This is a genomic window from Phycisphaerae bacterium (assembly GCA_024102815.1).
GTDB lineage: Bacteria > Planctomycetota > Phycisphaerae > UBA1845 > UBA1845 > JAGFJJ01.
On record JAGFJJ010000032.1, the window covers coordinates 30117 to 54612 of the forward strand.

24 protein-coding genes and 4 tRNA genes are annotated in these 24496 nt (G+C 62.1%); 10 read left to right on the top strand and 18 right to left on the bottom strand.

Going from position 1 to position 24496, the window contains the following annotated elements:
- Positions 1 to 303: 303 nt before the first annotated feature.
- The 10 genes from rplL to J5J06_08765 all read right to left on the bottom strand — a co-directional run bounded on the left by rplL (position 304) and on the right by J5J06_08765 (position 5728).
- Positions 304 to 720 carry a 50S ribosomal protein L7/L12 gene (gene rplL, locus J5J06_08720; protein ID MCO6437158.1) on the bottom strand — a complete coding sequence of 139 codons (417 nt, stop codon included), beginning with the start codon at positions 718 to 720 and terminating at the stop codon, positions 304 to 306.
- Between the two features lie 151 nt (positions 721 to 871).
- On the bottom strand, positions 872 to 1399 hold the full coding sequence (locus J5J06_08725; GenBank protein ID MCO6437159.1) for a 50S ribosomal protein L10: 528 nt from the start codon (positions 1397 to 1399) through the stop codon (positions 872 to 874).
- 33 nt (positions 1400 to 1432) lie between these two features.
- Entirely contained in the window at positions 1433 to 2161 is a 729-nt protein-coding gene (locus tag J5J06_08730; GenBank protein MCO6437160.1) for a 50S ribosomal protein L1, read from the bottom strand.
- A 48-nt stretch (positions 2162 to 2209) separates the two neighbouring features.
- The gene (gene rplK, locus J5J06_08735; protein ID MCO6437161.1) at positions 2210 to 2638 is read right to left on the bottom strand and encodes a 50S ribosomal protein L11; all 429 of its coding nucleotides are present in this window, start codon (positions 2636 to 2638) and stop codon (positions 2210 to 2212) included.
- A 68-nt stretch (positions 2639 to 2706) separates the two neighbouring features.
- Positions 2707 to 3258, bottom strand: coding sequence for a transcription termination/antitermination factor NusG (gene nusG / locus J5J06_08740; GenBank protein ID MCO6437162.1), 552 nt, complete (start codon positions 3256 to 3258; stop codon positions 2707 to 2709).
- Positions 3259 to 3311: 53 nt separating this feature from the next.
- Entirely contained in the window at positions 3312 to 3848 is a 537-nt protein-coding gene (secE, locus tag J5J06_08745; GenBank protein ID MCO6437163.1) for a preprotein translocase subunit SecE, read from the bottom strand.
- A 94-nt stretch (positions 3849 to 3942) separates the two neighbouring features.
- Positions 3943 to 4015, bottom strand: a tRNA-Trp gene (locus J5J06_08750).
- 33 nt (positions 4016 to 4048) lie between these two features.
- Positions 4049 to 4216 carry a 50S ribosomal protein L33 gene (gene rpmG / locus J5J06_08755; protein MCO6437164.1) on the bottom strand — a complete coding sequence of 56 codons (168 nt, stop codon included), beginning with the start codon at positions 4214 to 4216 and terminating at the stop codon, positions 4049 to 4051.
- Positions 4217 to 4262: 46 nt separating this feature from the next.
- Complete coding sequence (tuf, locus tag J5J06_08760) at positions 4263 to 5465, bottom strand: elongation factor Tu (GenBank protein ID MCO6437165.1); 1203 nt, start codon at positions 5463 to 5465, stop codon at positions 4263 to 4265.
- Positions 5466 to 5655: 190 nt separating this feature from the next.
- Positions 5656 to 5728, bottom strand: a tRNA-Thr gene (locus tag J5J06_08765).
- Between the two features lie 499 nt (positions 5729 to 6227).
- Between J5J06_08765 and J5J06_08770 the strand changes: the two genes are divergently transcribed.
- The 3 genes from J5J06_08770 (at position 6228) to J5J06_08780 (ending at position 10710) form a co-directional block, all read left to right on the top strand.
- Positions 6228 to 7181 carry an aldo/keto reductase gene (locus tag J5J06_08770; GenBank protein ID MCO6437166.1) on the top strand — a complete coding sequence of 318 codons (954 nt, stop codon included), beginning with the start codon at positions 6228 to 6230 and terminating at the stop codon, positions 7179 to 7181.
- A 15-nt stretch (positions 7182 to 7196) separates the two neighbouring features.
- Positions 7197 to 9062: a hypothetical protein gene (locus J5J06_08775; protein MCO6437167.1), complete on the top strand. Its 1866-nt coding sequence runs from the start codon at positions 7197 to 7199 to the stop codon at positions 9060 to 9062.
- Positions 9063 to 9213: 151 nt separating this feature from the next.
- Complete coding sequence (locus J5J06_08780; GenBank protein MCO6437168.1) at positions 9214 to 10710, top strand: hypothetical protein; 1497 nt, start codon at positions 9214 to 9216, stop codon at positions 10708 to 10710.
- Between the two features lie 78 nt (positions 10711 to 10788).
- On the opposite strand, the gene J5J06_08785 is transcribed toward J5J06_08780, so the two are convergent.
- Positions 10789 to 11319 carry an NYN domain-containing protein gene (locus tag J5J06_08785; GenBank protein MCO6437169.1) on the bottom strand — a complete coding sequence of 177 codons (531 nt, stop codon included), beginning with the start codon at positions 11317 to 11319 and terminating at the stop codon, positions 10789 to 10791.
- A 255-nt stretch (positions 11320 to 11574) separates the two neighbouring features.
- On the opposite strand from J5J06_08785, the gene J5J06_08790 reads away from it, so the two are divergent.
- Positions 11575 to 11647 (top strand) — tRNA-Ala (locus tag J5J06_08790).
- 40 nt (positions 11648 to 11687) lie between these two features.
- Here J5J06_08790 and J5J06_08795 read toward each other — a convergent pair.
- Positions 11688 to 11981 (bottom strand): hypothetical protein, encoded by a 294-nt coding sequence (locus J5J06_08795; protein MCO6437170.1) that lies wholly within the window; start codon positions 11979 to 11981, stop codon positions 11688 to 11690.
- A gap of 235 nt (positions 11982 to 12216) precedes the next feature.
- On the opposite strand from J5J06_08795, the gene J5J06_08800 reads away from it, so the two are divergent.
- The 6 genes from J5J06_08800 to J5J06_08825 all read left to right on the top strand — a co-directional run bounded on the left by J5J06_08800 (position 12217) and on the right by J5J06_08825 (position 18148).
- The gene (locus tag J5J06_08800) at positions 12217 to 13785 is read left to right on the top strand and encodes a PAS domain-containing protein (GenBank protein ID MCO6437171.1); all 1569 of its coding nucleotides are present in this window, start codon (positions 12217 to 12219) and stop codon (positions 13783 to 13785) included.
- Between the two features lie 153 nt (positions 13786 to 13938).
- A complete protein-coding gene (locus J5J06_08805; GenBank protein MCO6437172.1) occupies positions 13939 to 14283 on the top strand; it encodes a helix-turn-helix transcriptional regulator in 345 nt (114 codons plus the stop codon).
- Complete coding sequence (locus J5J06_08810; GenBank protein ID MCO6437173.1) at positions 14280 to 14807, top strand: SRPBCC domain-containing protein; 528 nt, start codon at positions 14280 to 14282, stop codon at positions 14805 to 14807. Before J5J06_08805 ends, J5J06_08810 begins: the two co-directional genes overlap by 4 nt.
- Positions 14808 to 14865: 58 nt before the next feature.
- Positions 14866 to 15249, top strand: coding sequence for a hypothetical protein (locus J5J06_08815; protein ID MCO6437174.1), 384 nt, complete (start codon positions 14866 to 14868; stop codon positions 15247 to 15249).
- Positions 15250 to 15359: 110 nt separating this feature from the next.
- A complete protein-coding gene (locus J5J06_08820) occupies positions 15360 to 17831 on the top strand; it encodes a hypothetical protein (protein MCO6437175.1) in 2472 nt (823 codons plus the stop codon).
- A gap of 244 nt (positions 17832 to 18075) precedes the next feature.
- A tRNA-Gly gene (locus tag J5J06_08825) sits at positions 18076 to 18148 on the top strand.
- Positions 18149 to 18201: 53 nt separating this feature from the next.
- Here J5J06_08825 and J5J06_08830 read toward each other — a convergent pair.
- Genes J5J06_08830 through J5J06_08855 form a run of 6 tightly spaced genes read right to left on the bottom strand, consistent with a single transcriptional unit; the run spans position 18202 to position 24355 of the window.
- The gene (locus J5J06_08830; GenBank protein MCO6437176.1) at positions 18202 to 18708 is read right to left on the bottom strand and encodes a GNAT family N-acetyltransferase; all 507 of its coding nucleotides are present in this window, start codon (positions 18706 to 18708) and stop codon (positions 18202 to 18204) included.
- The gene (locus J5J06_08835; GenBank protein MCO6437177.1) at positions 18705 to 20525 is read right to left on the bottom strand and encodes a histone deacetylase family protein; all 1821 of its coding nucleotides are present in this window, start codon (positions 20523 to 20525) and stop codon (positions 18705 to 18707) included. Before J5J06_08835 ends, J5J06_08830 begins: the two co-directional genes overlap by 4 nt.
- Complete coding sequence (locus J5J06_08840; protein MCO6437178.1) at positions 20518 to 21534, bottom strand: D-alanine--D-alanine ligase; 1017 nt, start codon at positions 21532 to 21534, stop codon at positions 20518 to 20520. The genes J5J06_08835 and J5J06_08840 overlap by 8 nt, the downstream gene beginning before the upstream one ends.
- Positions 21531 to 22550, bottom strand: coding sequence for a D-alanine--D-alanine ligase (locus J5J06_08845; GenBank protein ID MCO6437179.1), 1020 nt, complete (start codon positions 22548 to 22550; stop codon positions 21531 to 21533). Before J5J06_08845 ends, J5J06_08840 begins: the two co-directional genes overlap by 4 nt.
- Positions 22519 to 22998 (bottom strand): hypothetical protein, encoded by a 480-nt coding sequence (locus J5J06_08850; protein ID MCO6437180.1) that lies wholly within the window; start codon positions 22996 to 22998, stop codon positions 22519 to 22521. Before J5J06_08850 ends, J5J06_08845 begins: the two co-directional genes overlap by 32 nt.
- 46 nt (positions 22999 to 23044) lie before the next feature.
- Complete coding sequence (locus J5J06_08855; GenBank protein ID MCO6437181.1) at positions 23045 to 24355, bottom strand: KamA family radical SAM protein; 1311 nt, start codon at positions 24353 to 24355, stop codon at positions 23045 to 23047.
- Positions 24356 to 24496 lie beyond the last annotated feature (141 nt).

Genomic DNA, 24496 nt, shown 5'->3' on the forward strand with positions numbered 1-24496 from the left:
CTTCGATCAGAAAACAAGTGACGACCCGCGCCTCCATCCATCGCGCAATTTCAATGCGCACGCTCAGATGGGAACGCGTTTCGACGGTAATTCGACCGCGACGATTCGAGGGACCGCAACTCGGCCGCGAAGGCATCTGGTGAACTGGTCGGCCCCGCTGACCAGCCTTTCGCGCCTTCCGGCAGATATGTTGGTAATGGCAGGAAACCAGCGGCGGTTAGAACGCCTTCCGCGCGCGGGAGAAGGCGCATACGAAAAGCGCCTGCCCCCGCAGCTTGTGCCGCTAGCCCATCGGAGAACCATCTACTGTATGGTAACAGCTCCGCCGGCTTCTTCAATCTCCTTCTTGATTTTTTCGGCCTCTTCCTTCGAGGCACCCTGCTTGATCGGTTTCGGGGCGCCCTCCACCAGGTCTTTCGCTTCCTTCAGCCCCAGACCCGTGATCGAGCGGACCACCTTGATCACCTGGATCTTCTTGTCACCGAACCCGGCCAGAATCACGTCGAAGGAGTCCTTCTCCTCGGCTGCGGCAGCAGCACCGCCCGCCGCACCGGCGCCGGGACCGGCCGCCATGACCACGCCACCGCCCGCGGGCTCAATCCCGTAGTTCTCCTTGAGGCAGTCCACGAGAGCCTGGGCGTCCTTGACCTTTAGATTCGCCAGCTTCTCGGCAAGTTCCGTAATCTCAGCACTGAAAGTCGCGGCCGGTGCTTCAGCCATGGCAAGACACTCCTACATCTCGATCAATCGCCACCCCGATAGGCGACCCGCCCGATGCAGGTCATTTCATCCGCGTTCAGCGGACCAGCCAGGATGCAGCGCAAAACTCGTAAATGCTTTTCTGGAAATCGGTTGAGATCAACTCCGTCGGTCAGGCCGCGTCCGCAGCGGGCTCCTTGTCGGCAATGGCCTTGAGGCATCCGGCGATCCGCGCCTGCGGTCCGCCAATGCAGCCCGCCACCGCCCGGCCCGGCGAGGTGATCAGCATCAGAACCTCGCCGATAAGCTCCCGAATACCACGGAGCTTCGAAACCTCTTCGACGGTCATCAGGTTCGGATCGCCGTCGTAAATGGCCTGCTTCAGCTTGAGCTTCTTGAATTCCTTCGCCGCCTCGATCAGCGCCTTGGCAACGTCGATCAGCGATTCCTGGGTGACCACCAGCGCCGATGGGCCTTCCAGCGCCTTGCCCAGCGGCTCCAGCGGCGTATCCGCGAATGCCCGCCGTGCCAGGCTGTTCCGCACCACCTCCAGGCGCCCGGACTTCTCCCGAACCATCGCCCGGAGCTTCTCCTGCTGCTGCACACTGAGCCCCGTCAGCTCGACCACGCACACATTGCTGACGTCCTGATAGCGGGCGCGGAGCTCTTCGGAGACCATGGCCTTGATTGGCTTGCTCATCGTTTCTTCCCGTCCAATGAAACTGGGCGATTACTACGCGGCGTAGTCGATCATCACGCCCGGCGTGTGCGTCGCACTCAGCGAAACCTTGCGAATATACTGCCCCTTTGCGGCGGCCGGCTTGGCACGAACGATGTGCTTGACCGCCGCCTCGATGTTCTCTTTCAGCGCTTCCAGGGCGAAGCTGGCCTTGCCAACCGGCAGGTGGATATTTCCTCCGGCGTCGTTGCGATATTCCAGGCGCCCGACCGTGAACTCCTTGACGGCCGTAATGACGTCAGGGGTCACCGTACCAGCCTTGGGAGAGGGCATTTTGCCCTGCGGACCCAGCACCCGGCCGAGCTTACCTACCTTGCCCATCATCGAGGGGTGGGCGACGGCAACATCGAAATCCGACCAGCCCCCCTCTACCTTGGCTACGAGCTCTTCCGCGCCAGCATCCGCAGCGCCTGCTTTTTTCGCTTCTTCCGCCATGGCAGCGTCGCAAAACGCAATAACCCGGCGGGTCTTGCCCAGTCCCTGCGGCAGCGAAAGCGCCCCGCGAACGAGCTGATCCGCATGCCGGGGATCAATGCCAAGATGGATACAGAGCTCAATGGTCTGATCGATCCGTTTGCGCTTCTTGCCGTTCTTGTAGCCACGGTCCCCGTGGACTTCCGTCATCTGCTTGAGCTTGGCAAGCCCCTCGTCCAGTGACACTGGACCGGCGGCGTCGCCGAGCAGATCTTTTTGTTTTCGATAACGAACACCCAGGTGCGGCATTTGAAAAATCTCTTTTTCTTGACAAATTTTCCTGTCAAAAGCAATCCATCAATCGACGACGTCAACCCCCATCGACCTGGCCGTCCCTGCCACGACTTTCTCGGCGGCCTCGAGGTTATAACAGTTCAAATCGGGAAGCTTTCGCTCGGCAATCTTGCGAAGCTGCTCACGGTTGATGGTGCCGACCTTTTCCTTGTTGGGAACGCCGCTGCCCTTGGCGATTTTGGCGGCGTCGCGAATCAGCACGGCCGCGGGCGGACTCTTGACCACGAACGTGAAGGAGCGGTCGGAATAGACGCTGATCACCACGCCGACGGGCATGCCGTTCAATTCGCCGGTGGAGGCATTGAACTGCTGCACGAACTGGCCGATGTTCACGCCGTGCTGACCTAGCGCGGGCCCGATGGGCGGGGCCGGGGTCGCCTGTCCACCGGGCGCCTGGAGCTTGATCGTTGCTGTGAGTTCCTTCTTGGCCACGTTGACACCGTTTTCCTTTGCCGGAGGCGGATCGGATCAGCCGTTTCCGTCCGCGCCGCGCCGGCGAATCATTGCTCCGATTTTTCCAGTTGCCAATAGCCGACCTCGACGGGGGTAAGCCGCCCGAAGATGGACACGCTGACGGAAACCATGCCGCGGCGTTCGTCCACGGCCTCCACCGCGCCCTCGTAGCTCTCAAACGGCCCGTCGGTGATCTTGACGATGTCGCCGGGCTTGATGTTGAGGCCGGAAAGGGTGGGTTCTTCCTCGGACTTCTGCGTGGCGGCAAGCATCTGGGCCACCTCGTGGTCGGGCATGCTGGTCGGCTTGCCTTCGGCCCCGATGAAGTCCCCCACGCCCGATGTCTCCTTGATCATGAACCAGACGTTCTCGACGACCGAGCCGTCTTCCTCGCACGCCATTTCGACGAAGACGTAGCCGGGGTAGAGCTTGCGCTCGACCACCTTGAGAACGCCGGCCTTCATCTTTTTCTCTTTGATCGTGGGCACCAGGACGCGACCGATGTGGGACTCCAGCGCCTCGATCTTGACCTTGCGAAGCAGGGCCTGCCGGACGGACTCCTCCTTGTTCGAAGCGACGCGCAGAACGTACCACTTCATGCCGGGCGCAGTCGTCACGGCGGCGGGAGGCGTCGAATCTGACTCGGGGTGGTTCATACCTTCAACACGCCAATGGTCTGGAACAGCCACTGGAAAACCAGGTCCACGATGAAGAGCAGGACCGCCAGAAGGAACGTAAACAGGATGACCACTTTGGTCGAACCGATGATCTCGCGGCGCGTCGACCAGTTGACCTTCTTCATCTCGCCTTCGGTGGCGATTAGAAAATCGCTCGCGGGACGGTTGGCAAAGACCACCCAATAGGTGAGGCCGAAAATGGCGGCCACGAAAAACATGGGTATGCCCATGGTGATGAGCATGTTCCACCAGTTGTCACCTTCAAAGCCGCGAAGCTGGCTCTGAAGCCAAATGCCTCCCCAGATCGCAAGGGCCATGACGGAAACGAGCGTGCCCACGCGGGTGGTGCGGCCTTGCTGAGGTTTGTACTGGCGAAACGCGTCGCTCAGGCCGCCGGCCCCTGCGGCAGCCGGCGGGCGCGACGAGGGCGCTTGCCCCGGGCCAGTGCGCCGCGAAGCATCGTCGCCCCCTTCTCGTGATCCCCCTCTTGCCGCCGCGTCAAACTGACTCATATCGACACTCTCACCTGAAACTCGAATGTTTCAAGAATCCGGCTCTGATACGAACCGGCCGGCGGCCGGGAACCAGCGCGCCCGCCGCCACCTACAGGAGCGGAGGGACTCGAACCCCCAACCGCCGGTTTTGGAAACCGGTGCTCTACCAATTGAGCTACGCTCCTACGCGCGCCGCCTCTTGCGGCGCGACAAGGAACTTACTTCCGCTTGATCTTATGGACGGTACGCTTGCGCTCCCGTTTGCAGTACTTCTTCAATTCGATCTTCGGCGTACCGCCCATGACGTTCACAGAGGTGCGGTAGTTGAGGTCGTCGCACTCTTTGCACTGCAGCCAGACCGATTCCCTTTTTGCCGCTTTTGCCATGATCGACGTACCTCAGAAACAGTCGTGAGCCAATCCGCAGTCTGCTTTACTCGAGAACCTTAATCACAACGCCGGACCCGACCGTTCGGCCGCCCTCGCGAACGGCGAAGCGCAGCCCCTCCTGCATGGCGATGGGCTTGCCGAGTTCGACGATCATCTCAATGTTGTCGCCGGGCATGCACATTTCCGCTCCCTTGAGGGACAGACCACCGGTGACGTCGGTCGTTCGGAAATAGAACTGCGGGCGATAGCCACTGAAGAACGGCGTGTGCCGCCCGCCTTCCTCCTGCGTCAACACGTACACCTGCGACTCAAACTTGGTGTGCGGCGTGATGCTGCCGGGCTTGGCGAGCACCTGGCCGCGCTCGATCTCGTCCTTCTTGGTACCACGAAGCAGGCAGCCGACGTTGTCGCCCGCCTGGCCGAAGTCGAGCGTCTTGTTGAACATCTCGACGCCGGTGACCACGGTCTTGGCGGTGGGCATCAGGCCGACGATCTCCACTTCCTCGCCGACGGTAACCTTGCCGCGCTCGATACGGCCGGTGGCCACGGTGCCGCGGCCCTTGATGCTGAAGACGTCTTCCACGGACATCAGGAACGCCTGATCGACTTCGCGCTCAGGCAGCGGGACATGTTTGTCGAGGGCTTCCAGCAGCTCGGCGATGCACTTGGTCGCCTCAGGATCCTTGGGATTCTGGGTGGCGGGCAAAGCCGATCCGCGAATGACGGGCACGTTGTCGCCGTCGAAATCATACTTGCTGAGGAGCTCGCGGACTTCCATCTCGACAAGGTCGAGGAGTTCGGGATCGTCGACGAGGTCGATCTTGTTCAGGAAGACGACGAGGTGCGGCACGTTCACCTGACGGGCGAGCAGGATGTGCTCCCGCGTCTGGGGCATGGGACCGTCGGCCGCGGACACGACAAGAATGGCGCCGTCCATCTGAGCGGCGCCGGTGATCATGTTCTTGACGTAGTCGGCGTGGCCGGGGCAGTCGATGTGCGCATAGTGGCGCGACTCGCTCTCGTATTCGACGTGGGCGGTGGCGATGGTGAGAATCTTGCTTGAATCGCGGCGTCCCTGACTTTCGGAAGCCTTGGCGACCTCGTCATACGAGATCGCCTTGGAAAGGCCCTTGGCGGCCTGCGTCAAGGTGATCGCGGCGGTCAGGGTCGTCTTGCCGTGGTCCACGTGTCCGATCGTACCGACGTTGACGTGCGGTTTTTTTCGCTCAAACGTTTCCTTGGCCATCCAGAAGCATCCTCCACTCGCGCTGTCGGTCCCACGTCCTGCCGGCCGTGTGCCGTGCCTTGCGCTTTTCGCGCCAAACTACTTGAATCTTCCTACAACCCGATTTCCAACAAATACCAACCGAGGCAATCTCCCGGCGTGCCCTCCGCTGCGGGACCTTCAAACGGTCCGGTGATCGGAAGGTGCCGAAAGCTGCTGACGGGAATCGAACCCGTGACCTCGTCCTTACCAAGGACGCACTCTACCGGCTGAGCTACAGCAGCGGCACATCGGCGCGGACCCGTGAGAATCGCATGACCGCCGCCGGCGAGGGAATTCCGCTGCGAGCGGACTCGCCTGAAAACGCCCGCCGTGGGCTCTCCGTGGCGCCTTGTCTGCGCAGCGGGAGTACCATCGACCGCCCGGCGAGACAGTCCGCACCTCTCAGAAGCCCGGCAAGTATACGGCCCGCGCATTGCTTGTCAAACCCAAACCAAGGCGTTGCGAACAGATTCCCGGCGTCCACTCAGCAGGGCGCGGATGGGCGCTGGAAGACCGCTTCGAGGTGCGTCCATCTCACCCTTTCGAAGCCAGGGAGAGAGCATCTCCGTTGAGTTATCGGATTGGAACGGGCAGCGGCGGGATCGCCGGGAATTCCGCTTGTCCAGCCGGACGGCGGGCAGTAGAGTGGCCGGTTCCATCCGAGGGGGCATTTCGGCCCCTCTTCCGACCCGCCCGACGGTCCCGGGTCGGCAAATTCCCAACGTAGGAGTCCGACGGCCGGTGGAACGACGAAGGCTCGGCAACAGCGGCATGGAGGTATCGGCCATCGGGCTGGGGACATGGGCCATGGGCGGCGCCGTGGAGTCCTGGGGTCATGTGGACGACCGGGAGTCCATTGCGGCGATCCACGAAGCGCTGGAATGCGGAATCAACCTAATCGATACAGCGCCGATTTACGGTCTCGGGCACAGCGAAGAGATCGTGGGCAAGGCCACGCTGGGGCGGCGGAAGGACGTGTTTCTGGCCACGAAATGCGGCCTGTTGTTCCCGCGAAACCGGGAGGACGTCCCGGAGCGATGCCTGACCAAGGATTCGATTTTGCGGGAGTGCGACGCGAGCCTGCGCCGCCTGCGGACGGATGTCATCGACCTTTACCAATGTCACTGGCCCGACCCGAAGACGCCGATCCGCGAGACGATGGAGGCGATGGTATCGCTTCTTCACCTGGGGAAGATCCGGGCGATCGGCGTCTCGAATTTCAGCCTGGAACAGATTGCCGCAGCCCGGGAATTCGGTCCGGTGCACAGTCTTCAGCCGCCGTTTTCAATGCTGCACCTGCACGCAGCCAACGATCTGCTTCCGTTCTGCAAGGAGCACGACATCGGGGTGCTGGCTTACAGCCCGCTGGCGAAGGGACTCCTTTCCGGGCGGTTTTCGCCGGAGACGCCACTTTCGGGCATCCGCAGTCGCGATCCGGAGTTTCTGGGCAGCCGGTTCCGGGGAAATCTGTTGCTGGTGGAGAAGCTCAAGGTGATTGCGGGAAGGTACGACCGAACCGTGACGCAACTGGTGCTGAACTGGACTGCGTATCATGATGGGGTGACGGCACCGATCGTCGGCGCGAAACTGGCCTCGCAGGTGAGCGAGGCATCGCAGAGCATCGGCTGGAAGCTGCGCGAGGAGGATCGCGCCGAGATTGATCGACTCGTTCGGGAGAACGGGCACGGGATTTAAGACGAGCTTCGCATCGTGAAAGACTCCGCACGGGAAACTTCGCCGCCGCGGCTGACCCTGGCTCACACCCGGGACGGGGAATCTGCAAACCAAGGGGGCGAGGTAAGGAGGGAAGCCGTTCGTGCATCGCGGCCTCGAGCGGCGCTGCGTGTTCTGGCGGCGGTGGTGCTCTCGCTCGCGGTGGGTGCGGTTGTCACGCTGTGGGGGCCGTTCGAATACCTTTGTGGAGCGACGCTGGCCGTCACGCCCGATTCGCGAGGTGAGGAAGGCGCGGCCGATGGATCGTCGGGGGCTGTTCCGTCGGCTCGCGGCAGCTTTGCGGCACGGGAGCATCTGCGGCAGGTTTTCATGGATCACGCCTGGCGTCGGTTGGGTCCGAACCTGCCGGAATCGGGCGGATCGATGAAGGGCTGGTACGTGGAGACGACGGAATCCGGGGAACTGCAACTGGGGATTCGCACGACGAACCGGGAACTGGCCGTGGAGCAGGCACGGGGCGTCGCGGAGAGTTTTGTTCGGAGTATACGCGAGACGAGGGAAGCACAGCGGTCTACGCCGTCGGCGGGCGAGGCCGCCATCGGGGAGAGCGTGGATCAGCTTCAGCGGCGGCTGGCGTCGGTGGAGATGGGACTGGAGCAGACGCAGACATCCTTGCCCGAGGGCGATCCCACGGATGCGCAGAAGGCGCTGCTGGATCGCTGGAACAAAGCGATCGGAGACTATCGCGCGGCGAAATCGGAGTTGAGCGCGGCGGCGCTCGAGGCAGCACGGCTTGGCCGATTGCCGATGCCGACGCAAGGCCTGCCCACAGGTGAGGAGCGAAAAGCGGCGCAGCTTGCGGATGAGGCGCTTCAACAGGATCTGCGCGAGCTCGGGGTGAATCTGGCCGAGCTGCGCAGGGAGTTGCTCGATGTCAGCGCGCGGTGCGCAGACTCCCTGACGAATCTCCGGGCGGCCGTGGGGCAACTCCTGCCGGCCGCGCAGCGTTTCGAGGAAGTGGCCAAGGCATCGGGGGTTATGCGCGACAGTGGTTTCGGGGACGCGGTGAAGGCCTACGCCGGGGAGGTCGAGCGGTTCGCGGTGAACTTCCAGCAAGATCGCGAGGCCCTGGCGGGAGTTCCGGATGATCCGCTGCTTTCGCATGCCATCGAGACACATGAAGCCCTTCGCAGTGAGTCGAACCGATTCCTGTTTGAAAGCGGCAAGCGACTGAGCGAGGTCCGCAGCAGTATGCGCGAGGCGACGGAATCCGGGCCGGACGTCACGGCATTCCACATCAGTCAGTCGGACGTCGCGCGGGCTTTCCAGGTTCTTCAACAGGAACATCATCGACTCGAGTTCGCGCTCGTCGGCTTCGAGCCGAGGGATAACTTTCGAATCGACAGCGCGGTGCGATCGGCCAAGGGGTTGCTGCGGCGCTGCCAGGATCGGATCGAGCGACTGGATGACGTGCTGTCGAAGAAAGCCCTGGAACGGGCGCGCAGCGAACACACGGCGCGGCTGGCGTCGGCCGAGCACCGCGTGGAGACGCTGCGCGGGGAGGTGGATGCCGCGGTTGCAGAGTTGCTCGACATTCAGAGCGACATCAACGTGAATATCGGTGCGGCGCAGTCGTACCTGCGGTCGTCCCTTCGGGCGCAACTTCTGGAGGAGCAGGCCGGGACGGCTCGGGAAGATCTTGCCCGCCTGGGCTCGACGTTGACGCAACTGGAAAAGGAGCGACTGGCCTCGGCGACGGGGGCCGACGTCGAGTTGCTGCACTGCGGCGTGCTGGATGGGCCGGTCGATCTTCCGCGCCGATTGCAGCTCGGCGGGATCGCAGGCATCGCGGCACTCTTCGCGACGCTCGCCGGTCAGTGGCTGCTGCGCCGTCGGGTCTGATGGACTTCCCATCGTCACGCACGCAGGTGCTTCATTGACGATCATGCTCGAACGGTTCTCAAGATCATGCGGCAACGTGCGGAGCATTCGAACGCCTACGGCGTTTGCGGGCTCGCGCAGGCTAGAGCCCGCGGCTCAGAAGAGAGCCCTGATGTCGGACGGCAACGAAGACCCGCGCAGGCTGAAGCCTGCGGCTCGCAGTGGACAACGCCTATGGGCGGAGTGCCTCGTGGCCGTGCTCGTGATACTTCCGGTTACGGTTCGTGCCGGCGTCCCTGAAGGGGTCTCGCCTCCGACATGGGCCGTGGATGCGCGGTGGTATCGCATCGATGTACCATGTCTCGATCGGAATACTCCGTCGGCGGCGGCGGAAGCCGGCGGCACCTCGGCCGAGCTTCGCAAGGCTCTTAGTCGCGCCCGCGAGCTCGAGTTCAACGCCGTAATCCTGTCGGGCGTACTCGTCCGCGCACCCGGTCCGGAGACGCCGGCCGGCTCACGACTACGCGCCAATCCCACTCTCTTTGACGCCGGCGCTGCTTCGCCACAATCTGACGAGTACCCGGACGGGTTCGCACCGGCAGAGCGCGCCCTGCTGGACGTGGTTCGCGAAGCACACCGGCTGGGGTTGCGCATCGTATTCTCGCTGTCAGCGGGTCTTGCCATGGAGGGTCCGGATTCGGGCAATGCCGACGTTCTCGTGGCCGAGACGCGAACCTGGTTTGATCCGAACGGAGACGGTGATCCGAAGGACGGCGTTGACGGCTGGTTCTGGACCGACACCGCGAAGGTGCCGGATGAAACCTGGAAGGAATGGCACGCGGCGGTCAAGAAACTCAACGTGGACGCCCTGCTCATTTCAGAAGACGATCGCAGCGGAGAATCGCCGGGCCTTCAAGGAATCTTCGACGGGCATGTCGAGCGCGGTATCGGGGCGGCCGTGAAGCAGTTGATCGTCGCGCGCGAAGAGGGCTTTACCCCGGTGGAATTCTGGAAAGCCCTCGAGGAGATGTCTTGCGATTCGGCGGCATCTCCAGCCTCTCTGCCCACGCTCGAACCAGGCGCGCAGGCCGATTTGGGGAAGTTGTTGCCGCGGATGCGCCTCGCGCTTGCGTTCCAATTCTTGTACAAACAGCCTCCCATGCTGATCCGCGGCTATGAATTCGGGAACTTCGAACGGCCGGCCGTTGGTTCCTGCCGAAGTGAATGGCGGCTCGGTCAGGGCGAAGAATCAGAAGGAGATGACTCTGCGGCACGGCAACGAATGGAATTCGCCCAGCTGGTCCATTTATTCAATACGCAGCGTGCAGAGCGTGAAATCCTCCGGCGCGGAGAGGTCCGGCCGATCTTGCTGAAAGAGAGCGATCACGTTCTGGCGTTCTCCCGATCGTTGAAGGGCAGGCAGATCATCGTCTTGATCAACTGCGGCGATCGCCCGACCCGTGCCAAGCTGGATTTGAAAACGCCGCGACGCCTTCTGGGCATACTCACACCGCAACTGGTGACGCATCCGCAGGCAGCTCGACTTCCGGGCCGGGCGGCCGTTGCCGGCCGACTTCTGGTCATGGGAGCGCGACAATACACCGACAGGACCGGCGCTCTCGACCTGGCCCTGGACGCCATGAGCGTGCGGCTCGTGCTCGTGGATTAAATTCCGGAGACGGCGACGTTCTCGGGTTACGAATGCGGCCGACGAGATGCACTACGCACTCCGGGAAACCCCGTTTGTTTATTCACGCATGGATTCGGCGCCGTCAAACGGCTCTTCTTCGTCGTCGCTGAAGCCAAAGATCTCCATCCATTCGCGGCGTTGATCCGGAGTCAGACCGGGGGGCTTCTCTGCTTCGGGCACCTGCTCCGGCGACCGAGGCGACTGTTCCCCAGAAAACAACTCTTGAACAAAAACCACCGCGTCGGTGTGGCGGGACCGTCGGGCGCGAGCCTCGTGGGCCACGCCTCCATCGCTCGTGACGACTCGAACGGAAGCGGGATGGCGTGCTTTCTTGAGCAACTCGACGATAACGTCGTCGGCCGAGACGGGGGAGCTGAAGCGCACCAGAATCCGACTTGAAGCCATCTGCTTGGACAGTCCGCCCCGGGGCACGGGACCATCGAACACGAGCGTCACGTCGTCGTCCCCGCGCCGGGCCCAGCGCTCGACAACCTTGACCATGGTCTCTCGTCCGACCAGAGGGATCGGCGCATGGGCGTGCATGGCGTGGAGGAGGTTGTTGCCGTCGATGATGACGTGACCGGCCACGGACGAAGTCCCTTGTACGGAGGGCTCCAGTGAGCGACGAGGGCGTGGCCCCATCGCCCGGAGCTGACCCAAGTCGCCATGAGGTACGGATGTGATTCTAGGACCAGCGAACGGACCCTGCCACGCCCACGGAGATCCGGACTGCAAATGAGGTCGCAGCGCAGGGCGGTCGCGTGGCGAACTCCGATGAGGTCGTGGAGCAGTGGCCCGATCTTGCCAATCCAACCCGATCTGTTACTGTCGTTGCGTGCTCAGGGGGCCGTAGCTCAGTCGGGAGAGCGCCTGGTTTGCAACCAGGAGGTTGCCGGTTCGATCCCGGTCGGCTCCAATGCGTTTCTCGCCCAGGAATCCCCCCGCTTTCCAGATCATTATCCCGTCTTGATTGTCTCGAGTTTCATTCGACTTGTGCTGGGGCTGATACCCAGTGACCGGCTGGGATCCACTTGCATGACTGCGGAGACCATGGCTCTGCGAACGAGCGTAAACTCCTGCTTGAGGAGAGTACCGCCGATGGTCGAACGATCCGCCGGCACGTTCAGACTGTACCGACGAATACTCTCTTCCGCTCGCTTGTGGTTGACAAGAAAGGACTCTGGCTGGCGGGCCACTTTCAGCACGAGATAACCTGGGGGCCGCACGTCTTGAGGAATGAGGGAATTCACCAACTATTCGTGCTGCGTCAGCCGAGATCGCGCGCTCCAATCTCGCCGTGATCCAAGCACCGGATAAACATGCCGCGACGGCCGGCACGTCCGACCGGCTGGTTTCCAACGGCGCAGCTAATACAATCAAAGGCGGCAAGCCGATCAGAACAGGGGACAGCCGAAATCGCCGGAGCGCGGGTATTCCCTGTTGTCGGGTCGTCCTGATCGAAATGCGCGGCCGGAGCCAAGCCCGATGGGTGGAACTGAACCTGTACCGCCGGTCGACCAGGATGCTCTCGTCGCACTGGGGGCCGACGGCGAATTCCTGCGGCAGATCCTGGACATCAGCCCCACGCTCATCTTTGCCAAGGACCGGGGCGGGCGTTTCATTCTGGTGAACAAGACGGTCGCCGATCTGTACGGCGCTCCCATCGCGGAGCTGATCGGAAAGACTGATGCTGACTTCAACAAGAATCCCGAGGAAGTGGCATTCTTTCGGCGGGTCGATCTCCACGTGATGGACACGCTGGAGGAAGTCGTGCTGGAGGAGGAGATCACCGACCACACGGGACGCCAGCATTGGCTGCAGACGGTCAAACGGCCGATCATTGACCCGGACGGCAAGGCCAACCGCATGCTCGGCGTCTCCACGGACATCACGCGACGCCGGGAACTCGAGGACCAGCTTCGTCAATCGCAAAAGATGGATGCCCTTGGCCAGATGGCCGGCGGTGTTGCCCATGATTTCAACAATCTCCTGGCGATTATTCTGGGCAATACGGAGAGGCTGCTCATCTCGTACGAGGAAGGAAGAACTCTCGACGATCGATCGTTGATCGGAAGCCTGGAACTCAAACAGTCCGCCGGCGAACGAGCCGGTTCGCTCATCAGCAAATTGCTCGCGTTCAGCCGGCGACAACCGGCCAAGCTGGCGGTTGTTGATCTGAACAGCCTCGTCCGGGGAATGGAGGCCATGCTGCGGAGCCTTGCCGGCAGGCGAATCCAGCTTTCCATGGATCTCGACAATGAACCGCTTCCCGTTCGGGCCGATCAGGGACAATTCGAGCAAGTCCTCTTGAACCTCGTGGTCAATGCCCGCGACGCCATGCCGGAGGGTGGAAAGCTGGATATTCGGACCCGAGCCGAAAAGGACCTGGGCAAAGATCGCGACGCGGATGGCGCGGCCGGGTACGTGTTCCTTGAAGTCAGGGACAACGGCGTCGGCATGCCACCGGAGGTCATCGAGCGCATCTTCGAGCCCTTCTTCACCACCAAGGCCAAGGGAAAGGGAACGGGGCTGGGCCTCTCCACGGTTTACGGCATCATCCGACAATGCGGGGGGGATGTAACGGTCGAGAGCCGGCCCGGAGAAGGAAGCCTCTTTCGCGTGCGATTGCCGCGCAGCCCGGTCGCATCCGGGACCGAGCCTCACACGCGCGTCACGAGCGACCCCAAGGGCGGGGAAACGATCCTCGTTTGCGAGGACGAAAAAGAAGTCCTGGAGCTCGTGCGGAACACGCTTACCGAGCAGGGATATAACGTGATTGCGGCGAGCGACTCACGCGAGGCCCTAGATGCGGCACGGCGAATCGGGGGAAATCTCGATCTCCTGCTGACCGACATCATCATGCCCAACATGAACGGCCGGCAGCTTGCCGAGAAAATATCCCAATTTGTCCCACAGGTTCGCATCCTGTACATGACGGGCTATTCGTCGGACCTTCTGGGTCTCGATGAGCTGCCGAGCACATCCTGGATCGGCAAGCCTTTTCGGGCCGCCGACCTGCTGCGCCGGGTCCGCGAGCTTCTCGACCAGTCGTAACGCGGCGGCCGCTCCCCCGCGACTCCCTTCTTCGGCGCGCGCCGGTTCCCAGCCGACGCCTGCGCGGCGTACAGGGTAAGGTTTTTTTTGGGGGAATCCGGCTTGGAATACGCTTGACAGCCGTCGCGGATTCATGTAACCTTATGGTTACATATGAAGCCTGAATCCATGGACGCGGTCTTTCAGGCGCTGGCGCACAAGACTCGGAGGAGGATGCTCGACATCGTGCGCAACAGTCCGGGTTGCAACGTCAACGACATCGCGGCGCACTTCGAGGTGAGCCGCATTGCCGTGATGAAACACCTGGGCGTGCTGGAGACCGCCGGGTTGGTCATTTCCGAAAAGAAAGGACGGGACCGTCGTTTCCGCGTGAACACGGTCCCCATTCGGATGATCTACGAACGCTGGACGACCGCATACAGCGCCCTGTGGGCCGGGGCGCTGACTGATATCAAATATCGCATCGAGGCCAAGAACAGGAAAGGGAAGCGCAAATGAGCGAAACGGAACGTGCCGTGTTCAAGGTGCACATCCGGGGCCGGATCGAAGACGTCTGGCAGGAGATCACCAAGACCGATTCTCTTCAGAAGGCGATATTCAACGCCCGCCTGCATACCAACGGATTGAAGCCGGGCGGGAAGATGCAGATGCGCTCGGCGAACGGCAAATATGTCATCGTCGTCGGTGATGTCCTGGAGTTCGACCCGCCCCACCGATTCTCGCACACGTTCAAGTTCACGACGCTTCCCGATCCGCCCTGCAAAGTAACCTACGACCTCAAGGAAGTAAGCGACAGCGTGGAGTTTACGTTGACCGTCGATGACATGCCCAAGGGCACGCAAACCGCCAAGCATATGACTACCGGCGGCAAGACGATCGTGGACACGCTGAAAGTCGTCGTGGAGACCGGCAAGCCACCGTTCGGCGTTCGGTTCGGCTATGCCATGCAGGCGGTCATGGGGCCGTTCGTCATGCCTTTTATCTTCGGCAAGAAGTGCCACAGCGAGAACTGGCCGCTCTGATCGCGGTTGGGGAGGGTGATCGCGCAGCATCGCGCCGCGCGGACAAAGGAGAGAGGAAATGGTTCGAGGAATCGCTTCGGTCATTGGCGGGTACATCGTCTGGACGGTCATCTGGCTGGCCTCGGGCGCAGGAATTCAGGCGGCCATGCCGGACGCCTTCGAAGAAACGGGCATGACCTCACGGACCGGCGTGCTCCTGCTGCTTCTGGCGGTGAGCGTGTTTGCATCGCTTGCATCCGGTGCGACGGCCGGCGCTGTTGCCCGACGGGCTCCCGGCCGGCATGCCCTGATTTGCAGCCTGCTCCTCCTGGCCACGGGGATCGGCGTTCAGGCCTCGGTCTGGAACGAAATGCCCCTCTGGTACCATCTGCCGTTTCTGGTACTGATCGTGCCGGTCAACCTGATTGGAGCGGCGATGTTCTCGCGCAAGCCGGCAGTTTGAGGGGATATCTTTGCTGAATCGGGTCCGGTAGACTACGCTGCTTCGGCGTTCCGGCGAGAAGCGCCGCTGCCAAACGCCTCATTGGGCCTGATTCATCGGAGAGACATTCCTTGAGCCAGCCTCTACGCGCAAGCGGTTCGACCTACGTCGGGCTGTTTCTGGTCGCCCTGGCGACATTAAGCCACGAAGTCCTGCTCACGCGCATTTTCAGCGTGACCATGCTCTACCATTTCGCCTTCATGGCCATTTCCGTGGCGATGTTCGGGATGACCGTGGGAGCCATCCTGATCTATCTCTTCCCGGAAAAGTTCACGGACGAGCGCGTGAGGCGGCAAATGGCGCTCAGCGCCTTGGCGTTTTCCGTCTCCCTGGTCATTTGCTTCCTGGTCCAACTGGTTGTCCCTTCGGTATTTCACTTTTCGCTCACCGGCCTGTTCTCCATCGGGTTCAAGTACTTCGTGATCGCCGTACCATTCGTCTTCAGCGGGATCTGCATGGCCGCGGCGCTGACCCGGTTTCCCTCGCAGGTGGGCCAATTGTACGCCGCCGATCTGATCGGCGCGGCAACCGGCTGCATCCTTGTCGTATTGATGCTTCCGTTCAGCGACGGTCCGACGACGGTTCTTTTCATTGCCGCGATTGCGGGAATGGGAGCATGGTGTTTCGCCCTGGACGCGGGCCAGCGGCAAGTCCGGCGGGCGACGCTCACGGTCGCTTTGTCGATTGCGGCGTTTGCACTCCTTCACGCGGAGCTCGTCCGCCTTCAGTCGCCGCTCATCCGCCTCATGTGGGTAAAGGGCCAGCTCGAATCCCCTCCACCGTTGTACGAGAAATGGAACTCGTTCTCGCGCGTCACGGTACTGGGCGACTCCAAGCGGAATCGCGAGCCCTACCGCAAGCCGTTCGGTTGGGGCCTCAGCGACAAGCTGCCGGCGGATTTCTCGGTTGATCAGTACATGCTGCTGATCGACGGCCTGGCCGGGACGCCCATGACACGTTTCGACGGCGACTTCCGGAAAGTCGAACACCTGCGTTTTGACGTAACCAACGCGGCCCACATCGTCCGGCATGACGCCGACGTATTCGTCATCGGCGCGGGGGGCGGCCGCGACGTTCTCTCCGCCCTCGCGTTCGACCAGCGCGCCGTTTTGGCAGTGGAGCTCAACGGCAACATTCTCGAGACGGCAATCGGAAAGTACGGGGAGTTCACGGGGCACTTGGACCGTGATCCCCGTGTTCAATTCGTTCACGACGAGGCCCGCAGCTTTCTGGCCGGGACCGATCGGCATTTCGACATCATCCAGCTCTCGCTGATCGATACGTGGGCCGCGACCGCCGCCGGAGCGTTCGTGCTCTCGGAGAACCAGCTCTACACGCGGGAAGCCTGGGATCTTTTCCTCAGCCGCCTGGCGCCGGCGGGATTACTCTCCGTGTCACGCTGGTACTTTGAACACCGCCCCGCGGAGATGTACCGCCTCACGGCTTTGGCGGCCGAGACGCTCGCCGCCGCGGGGATCGAGAATCCGCGAGATCATCTGGTGATCATCCGCAAGATCTTCCGCCAGACGCCGTGGTGGATACCGCGCGAATTGCCGGATGGAGTCGGTGTCGGGACGCTATTGCTGAATCGAACCCCCTTCACCGCGAACGAACTGACGGCCCTGAAGGAATGGGCGGACCGGATGGACTTCGAAATCGTCCTCACACCCGAACTCGGGGACGATGAGAATCTCGCGCGCATCGCCCGGGCGACTGACTTGCCGGAGCTATATGCCGAGTATCCGCTGAACATCGCGCCGCCCACCGACGACAAGCCGTTCTTTTTCCAGATGCTTCGGCTCAAGGACGCGGCCCGTCCGGAATTGTGGAAACAGGGTCCGAATACGCCCAACGTCGTCGCGGTGCTGACGGTGGCCGGGTTGTTCGTGTGCGTGGTGTTCCTGTCGGCCGCGTGCATTGTTCTGCCGCTTGCCCTGACAACCCGCCGCGGCGACCTGCGGGGCTCTCTGCCCTTCTTCGTTTTCTTCTGCGCAATCGGGCTGGGTTTCATGCTGGTCGAGATCGCGCAGGTCCAACGAATGATCGTCTTTCTCGGCCACCCGACCTACGGGCTGTCGGTACTTCTCTTTACGCTGCTGGTCTCGAGCGGAATCGGCAGCTTCCTGACGGGGCGCGTCGATGACGATCGACTCCGCCGCAGCACGCTGAACCGCCTGCTGCTGATCCTGGTAAGCCTGGGAGCGTTTGCCGTACTCATGCCGATGCTCATGCGGCGATACGAGGGTGCGGCCACCAGCTTTCGGATCCTTCTGTCGGTGCTTGCGCTGTTTCCCGTCGGAATGTTCATGGGGATGGCATTCCCGCTGGGAATGCGTCTGGCGACGCGCCGGGCACCGGCCATCACGCCGTGGCTATGGGGCATGAACGGGGCGACATCCGTCTGTGCTTCAGTCCTCGGCGTGGCGATCGCCCTCGCCAGCGGGATCTCGACGGCGTTCCTGGTGGGTGCGGCCTGTTACGTCGTGGCCCTGGCCGCTTTTGCGTGGTGTTCCGCAAATGCTCGGTCCTCGGCACCTGCGTGACAGATCATTCAACGAATGTGGCGAAACGCGGGCGCGAGCCCCTTCGCCGGCAATGCCGTGCGCCGAAGCCCAGATTCCTGCCGGAGCAGGCGGAACGCGTGAACACCCGCTTCTACGGCAGTGGAATCCGCCGCGGGGGACTTGTTCGGCCGTGCGAAACCGTTATCTTCCTTGTCGTGTCCGGCGCGGGCTGCGCGTTCTCGTGTGAAGCAGCGTCCGACACGGCCTCAGGTGGAGGCGCTTTGCGGGCGTAGCTCAATTGGTAGAGCATCAGCCTTCCAAGCTGAATGTTGCGCGTTCGAGTCGCGTCGCCCGCTGTAAAGCTCAGGGAAAGGTTAAGGCTCGGTGCCCCGCCGAACTCTCCTTCAATTCAAAGCACCTTCGCATAGATGACCTTGGCATCAGCCGGGGCGTAGAAATCCGGCAATACGGCCGCGCAGACGTAGCCCATCCGTTCGTAAAAGGCCCGTGTTGGGATGTACTCGTCTCGGCCGGCGGTATCGACGTAGATTCGCGTTCCGCCGGTCGAGACGACACGAGACTCCACCTGCCCGATGATCCGGCGCCCGAGGCCGAGTCGTTGGCTGTGGGGATCGACCGCGATCCAGTACAGATCAAAGCTCGAGCGCGTGCAGGGAATCGGCCCGAAACAGGCGTATCCCACAACGGAGCCGGCCGATTCCGCGATGACAAAGCGATAGCCGGAGGAGTCGCCCCGCTGAAGGAACTCCTCGGCCAGTTCCGCAGCGACGTCAGCTTCCTCCGCGCTGAACATCCCGGTTGCTTCCACGATACTTCGGATAGCGGGAACGTCAGTCGGGCGCAATTTGTCGCGGAACTCGATACGCGTGTTCGACTCCTGACCATGCGCTGTCATTGCGGCCGGCCCTCCCCAGGGGCAGATTTCCGCTCCTTTGTGGTCGCCGGGCGGGTAGTCGCCGTATCGTCTGTCGCGAACTGTCCTTCCGCCAAGCCGGTGAAGAACGACCTCGCGTTGATTCCGAGCGTGCGGGTCCGGTAGCCACCTTCCTGGACAATCAGCGTGGGGATCTTCATCCGGCCAATGAGGCGGCCGTTCTCCTCAAAGTCGCGCGGGCCGAGTGTCCACGTCCCCGTAGGATCGCCTTTGGCAGGATCGAAGCCCAAGGCCACGACGAGAAAGCGCGGCGCAAACGCCCGGACTTTTGCCAGCGCCTTTTTCAGCGTTGCGTGGTAGCGCTGCACGGGAATCTTCTCCGGCAGAGGAAGGTTGACGTTGAACCCTTCCGCACCTTCGCCGCCGCGATCTTCCTCGAATCCGCTGAAGTAGGGGTATGCGAAGCTGGGGTGTCCGTGAATGGAGACCGTGAGAACGTCGCAGCGGTTCCAGAAGATCTCCTCCTGGCCGTTGCCGTGGTGGTAGTCAATATCCAGGATCGCCACTTTGCCGTACTGCGTCAGGAAATGAGCACCAATCGCCGCGTTGGCGAAGTAGCAGAATCCACCGAACGACTTCCGTTCCGCGTGGTGGCCCGGCGGACGAACCAGCGCGTAGGCCAAGCGTTCCCCCCTGAGGAGCTCCTCCGCAGCGGTAAGCGTGCAATCGACGGCGCGCTTGGCCGCGGGGATCACGTTGCGATTGAGCGGCGTGAAGGTGTCGATGCAGTAGTAACCGGCGCGCACGAGGAGCTCTTTCGGAGGTCGCGTCTGATTGCGAATCGGGAAGACATACGGATAGACGGACTTTCCCGGAGCAATCGACTCACACGCCCGTTTCAGGTACTCGACAAACCCGCGATCGTGGACGGCAAGAATGTGCTTCTCGCCGAAGTCGCGCGGTCGCACTTCGTGGAACAGGCCCGTCTTGTCGATTTCCGCGCGGATCGCCGCGATGCGCGCCGGCGCTTCGACATAGCCCCGCTCGCGAACGTGGTGGATGTCGTGCTTGTCATTGACCACCAGGGCAATGCGCGCCCGGACAGGCGCCTTCGGCGCCGTGGACGGCATGTGCTCCGACTCCGGCGTGATGTATCGGAACGGGCGGCGCTCGACGGGGTCGTCCCGGAAGGAAGCAATCACACCGGCGATATACTTGGGCGTACAGATGTGACCGTACTTTCGCTCCAAAATGACCCGGACGATGCGCCGGGCTTCCTCCACTCCGATTCGCCTGCCGGAATCAAGATCATCGTACATGAGAAACGGAAGATCCCGTTGTCCCGGTCTGAGGGGGGCGTCGTAGTCGTTTCCAATCAGCGGGCGGGCACCGAAGCGTTCATAGAAGCGCAGTCGGGCGATGTTCTGCTTCAGAAGAGCCGGATCGGAAACAAGTTCGGGTTCGTCCGGAGGGCACTCGAAGAAAACTCCGATGGACTTGCCGGCCGCCGCTTCTTCTCGCACCCTGCCGTACAAGGCCCCACCCACGCCACCGCCCGTCCCGCGCGTGACCGCCGCAAGGTAGTCCATGAACCAGAATCGCAATTCCGGCTCGTGGGAGATCAGGGCTGCGCCGCGCACATTACCCTGGGTATCGTCGCAAACGTAGAGAAAGGCTCTGAACTTGTGCTTGAAGGGATTCCGCAGCTTCTGGGGCAGGCCTTCGATTTCCTCTTCGGAAATGCCCGGAAACTGGTCGCGGAGCATCTGCTGCACAGCGGCGATTTCGCGGGCGTCGATGGGAAGCAGATCATCGAAGACGCGACGGATTCTAAGCATGGCGAGTTTCGTCTTGTCGTGTTGGCAATACCACCGCGGCGGCGACGACGCGCTCGATCACCTTTTCCGAAGATAATCCGCCTTGCTGCGCGGCGGCCATGAAGCCGGCGTCTGGCGAGATGCACGGGTTCATGTTGACTTCCAGGACCCAGGCCCGTCCGTGTTCGTCCACGCGAAAATCCACGCGGGCGTAACCCCGAAGATCGAAGAGTCGCCAGCATCCCCGGGCGAGATCGCGAAGTCGCTCCAGAAGCGGCCCGTCCGACGAGGGGAATTCAAATCGCCTCGGCGTCGCATGATACTCGAAGGAGCGTTCATCCCACTTGGCCCGATAGCCGACGATACGCGGCTTTTCTCGAGGGTAGTCCATGAACTGAATCTCGGCCACAGGCAGAACTTCCACCGCACCGCTGCCTGCGGCGAGCAGGGATAGATTGAACTCGCGGCCTTCGACGAACTGTTCGGCGAACACATCGCCCCATTGTTCGGATGCACGCTGCAGCGCCGCATCAACTTGTTTCAGGCTATCGACACGGATAATCGAATTATCATCCACGCCGACGGAAGCATCTTCCCAGACGGGCTTGATGATACAGGTTGCCGGGACAGACAAATCGCATGGCGACGTTCCGCTGCGCAGCCGCCAGGCTGGCGTCGGGATGCCCCCCTGAACCAGCCACGACTTGGCCAGTGGTTTGTTGGTCGTGAGAAAGCCCGCAGCACTTCCACTTCCGGTGAAAGGCAACCTCCGGGCCTCGAGTAACGCCGGGACGAATGAGATGAACCTCCCCGATCCCCCAGCGGACTCCACGAGGTTAAACAGCAGATCAACCCTGGCGGATTCGAGTTGCTGCGAGAGTCCTTCAAGATCGAGACCCACGGCCATGCGCTGCACGCGGTGCCCGAGCTTGGCCAAGGCGCTTTCGACAAGGTCCGCCTGATGCAGCCCGTCCGCCTCGTCCGGCCGACTGGCGTCAGTGACGACATCGTGCAGGATTACCACGTTCATGCCGGCGCCGCCACCGCCGCAGCACGAACAGCGCGGCCGTCGCTCGGAATGCGCTGCATGGCGGAACGGACGATTCTGTCGATCAGCTCGTGGTAGGGCATTCCGACTGCCGTGCAAAGCATGGGCAGGTCAGAATGCGTGGGATGCAACCCGGGCAGTGGATTCACCTCGAGCAGATGGAGCGAGCCCGCTGCATCGGCGCGCAGATCGACCCGGCCGCCGTCTCGGCAGCCCAAAGCCCTCCAAGCGGCAATGGCGATCGATTCAGCGTCCTCTGCGATCGATCGCGGCGCCAGCGCGTACCGGCAAAGCTCTTCGCAGCGCTCCTTGTTCACATAGGTGCAGGCGTGGTCCTCGGCACCGGCAAGCAGCTCGACCTCCAGCGTGCCGACCGCGCGAGTCTGCCGTCCCGTTCCCGTAACGCCCACGGTGAATTCCCGCCCGGAGAGAAAGCTCTCTACCAGCGCAGGCTGATGCAGGTCGCGAATGATCCGCCGGCAAACACGGCGCAACTCATCCATATTGCTGACGCGCGACGTTCCGTCGATTCCCTTGGACGTTCCTTCCGCGATGGGCTTGACGAAAAGCGGATACGGCAAGTCGACATGATCCACATCCGCCTCGTCACTTACCTCCGCAAAAGGAGCCGTGGGCAATCCGCAATCCCGAAGGACACGCTTGGTCAAGCCCTTGTGCAGCGTCAGAGATGAGGTGAGCGGGTCGGAAAAGGTGTAAGGAATCTCGAATGCATCCAGAAGCCCGGGAATCTGCGCCTCGCGTCCGAAGCCACGGAGCCCTTCGGCGATGTTGAACACGAGTTCCCAGCGATCGCCGGATACGAGGCGCGCGGCCAATTCACGAACATGGCCGATGCGATCCACGTCATGTCCGAGCGATTCCAGCGCGGACTGCAACTCGTCGATCGTTTCCCCGCGATCGAACTCGGCCGTTTCTTCCTCGCTGTAGCCCGCGGCAAGGTATGCGTCACGCAGATCGTAGGTAAGCCCGATTTTCATCGCATGATGTCCCGGTGCGCAGCTCCGCGTAGAGCTGGGCGTGCCATCGGTCGGCGTCTTCGCGACGCATGTCCAGAACCTGAAGTATGGTGCTGCCCGGCGGAATGACTTCCTTCGGACAAGCATCCGAAACGCCGTCAATGCCCCGCTCGGTGTACGTGTAGGGGAACAGGCGACAGACAATCGGCCTGATTTCCAAGGACAATACGCATCCCTCCGGGCCGAGGAATCCGCAATCGCCGGAAGAATGGCGCTTGAGCACGGGACGCGTTCCATCGGGCCGGAATGCCCATTTCAACCAGTTGGGGTCGTCGTCCTGATCGAGATAGGCCGGATTGTCCGGAGCCTTGTGCTCCCAGAAATCCTCCCGGCCGGTCTGCTCGGCGATTCGCTGCCTATCGCCGACGGTGACAAGGACTTCGCACTCCTGGCAACACGTCTTTCCCATCCGGGCGTGCAAGGCACAGCCCCAGAGCTGCGAACCGCCGCTTTCGTTAGCCACGGGACACCTGCGTTTCCGGATCGTAATACCTGAACGTCTTCCCCTCGTAATTCCGCAACACGACAAACTCCCCATCGCGCCCGGCCAGTGTCTCAGGATAAATGGGAATCTTTCCGCCGCCGCCGGGAGCGTCCACGACAAACGTCGGGACGGCATACCCGGTTACGTAGCCGCGCAGTCCGGAGACGATCTCGAGTCCCTTCTCGATCGGCGTCCGCAGGTGGGCGGAGCCGGCAATGGGGTCGCACTGGTAGATGTAGTATGGGCGGACGCGAATGCGAAGCAGTCCGAGGACGAGCCGCTTCATGGTGTCCACATCGTCGTTTACACCACGGGTCAGAACGATCTGCGCCCCAAGGGGAATTCCGGCGTCCGCCAGCCTCCCGCAGGCCCGGGCCACTTCGGGCGTGATTTCGCTGGGGTGCATGAAGTGGATACTCAGCCAGAACGGGTGGTAACGCCGAAGCATGTTACACAGTGCCGGCGTTATCCGCTGCGGCAACACCACAGGGATCTTGGATCCGATGCGCAAGAATTCGACGTGCTGAATATCGTGCAATCGCGACAGAATCCACTCGATGCGGTCGTCGCTCATCGTCAGCGGATCGCCGCCGGAAAGGAGCACATCGCGGATCTGGGGATGGCTCCTGATGTACTCGATACCCTCTTCGTACTGGCGCGCGTTGAAATGGTACTCACCGGTCTGCCCGACCAACCGCGCCCTTGTGCAATAACGACAATAGGTCGCGCAGAAGTTCGTTACCAGAAAGAGCACGCGATCCGGATAGCGGTGAACCAGCCCCGGAACGGGCATGTAGGCGTCTTCTGCGAGCGGATCGTCGGCTTCCCCCGGCCCAGTGATGAACTCACCCGGTAGCGGAATCATCGTCCTGCGAAGAGGGTCGTCGGCATCGCTCCGATCGATCAGCGCCGCGTAGTATGGCGTGATCCCAACCGGCAAGCGACCGCCAAGCGCTTCAACTGCCGAATGTTCATCCGTTGAGAGCGAGAAGATGCGCTCCAATCCGTCGAGTTCGCGGATGCGTTTGCGCAACTGCCAGCGCCAGTCACTCCACTCCTCGATCGTTGCTTCGGGATAGAAGTTCCGGCGGAACTCGTCGATGATCGGACTTGGCTGCTCGGCGCCTGGCGCACGAGCACGCTGACCCGTCGATCGTCGCCTGCGCGCGTTCCCGTTCCTCGGCGGGAGTATCGGAGGCGTGTTATCCAGCACAGTAAGGGACGCTACGATGGGGCGGTAACCGCCAGGCTCCGGTTCGGAGCCGCAGGAGTGCTCGTCCATTTTCTCTTGGACAACCTCAGGTGAACGCCGCCGCTTCGTCCCCGACCGAGTTACACACGGGCGATACTGTGACTCATCGCGCGGGACCACCATTGCGCGGGGATTAAACCGTACGGACAGAAAAAGTCAACGATTTTCTGA

What these genes read in the sequence shown, in the direction of transcription:
- rplL (MCO6437158.1), bottom strand. Translation starts at nt 720, where the DNA reads ATGGCTGAAGCACCGGCCGCGACTTTCAGTGCTGAGATTACGGAACTT.
- J5J06_08725 (MCO6437159.1), bottom strand. Translation starts at nt 1,399, where the DNA reads ATGAGCAAGCCAATCAAGGCCATGGTCTCCGAAGAGCTCCGCGCCCGC.
- J5J06_08730 (MCO6437160.1), bottom strand. Translation starts at nt 2,161, where the DNA reads ATGCCGCACCTGGGTGTTCGTTATCGAAAACAAAAAGATCTGCTCGGC.
- nusG (MCO6437162.1), bottom strand. Translation starts at nt 3,258, where the DNA reads ATGAAGTGGTACGTTCTGCGCGTCGCTTCGAACAAGGAGGAGTCCGTC.
- secE (MCO6437163.1), bottom strand. Translation starts at nt 3,848, where the DNA reads ATGAGTCAGTTTGACGCGGCGGCAAGAGGGGGATCACGAGAAGGGGGC.
- rpmG (MCO6437164.1), bottom strand. Translation starts at nt 4,216, where the DNA reads ATGGCAAAAGCGGCAAAAAGGGAATCGGTCTGGCTGCAGTGCAAAGAG.
- tuf (MCO6437165.1), bottom strand. Translation starts at nt 5,465, where the DNA reads ATGGCCAAGGAAACGTTTGAGCGAAAAAAACCGCACGTCAACGTCGGT.
- J5J06_08780 (MCO6437168.1), top strand. Translation starts at nt 9,214, where the DNA reads ATGTCGGACGGCAACGAAGACCCGCGCAGGCTGAAGCCTGCGGCTCGC.
- J5J06_08800 (MCO6437171.1), top strand. Translation starts at nt 12,217, where the DNA reads ATGGGTGGAACTGAACCTGTACCGCCGGTCGACCAGGATGCTCTCGTC.
- J5J06_08805 (MCO6437172.1), top strand. Translation starts at nt 13,939, where the DNA reads ATGAAGCCTGAATCCATGGACGCGGTCTTTCAGGCGCTGGCGCACAAG.
- J5J06_08810 (MCO6437173.1), top strand. Translation starts at nt 14,280, where the DNA reads ATGAGCGAAACGGAACGTGCCGTGTTCAAGGTGCACATCCGGGGCCGG.
- J5J06_08815 (MCO6437174.1), top strand. Translation starts at nt 14,866, where the DNA reads ATGGTTCGAGGAATCGCTTCGGTCATTGGCGGGTACATCGTCTGGACG.
- J5J06_08830 (MCO6437176.1), bottom strand. Translation starts at nt 18,708, where the DNA reads ATGACAGCGCATGGTCAGGAGTCGAACACGCGTATCGAGTTCCGCGAC.
- J5J06_08835 (MCO6437177.1), bottom strand. Translation starts at nt 20,525, where the DNA reads ATGCTTAGAATCCGTCGCGTCTTCGATGATCTGCTTCCCATCGACGCC.
- J5J06_08840 (MCO6437178.1), bottom strand. Translation starts at nt 21,534, where the DNA reads ATGAACGTGGTAATCCTGCACGATGTCGTCACTGACGCCAGTCGGCCG.
- J5J06_08845 (MCO6437179.1), bottom strand. Translation starts at nt 22,550, where the DNA reads ATGAAAATCGGGCTTACCTACGATCTGCGTGACGCATACCTTGCCGCG.
- J5J06_08850 (MCO6437180.1), bottom strand. Translation starts at nt 22,998, where the DNA reads ATGGGAAAGACGTGTTGCCAGGAGTGCGAAGTCCTTGTCACCGTCGGC.
- J5J06_08855 (MCO6437181.1), bottom strand. Translation starts at nt 24,355, where the DNA reads ATGGACGAGCACTCCTGCGGCTCCGAACCGGAGCCTGGCGGTTACCGC.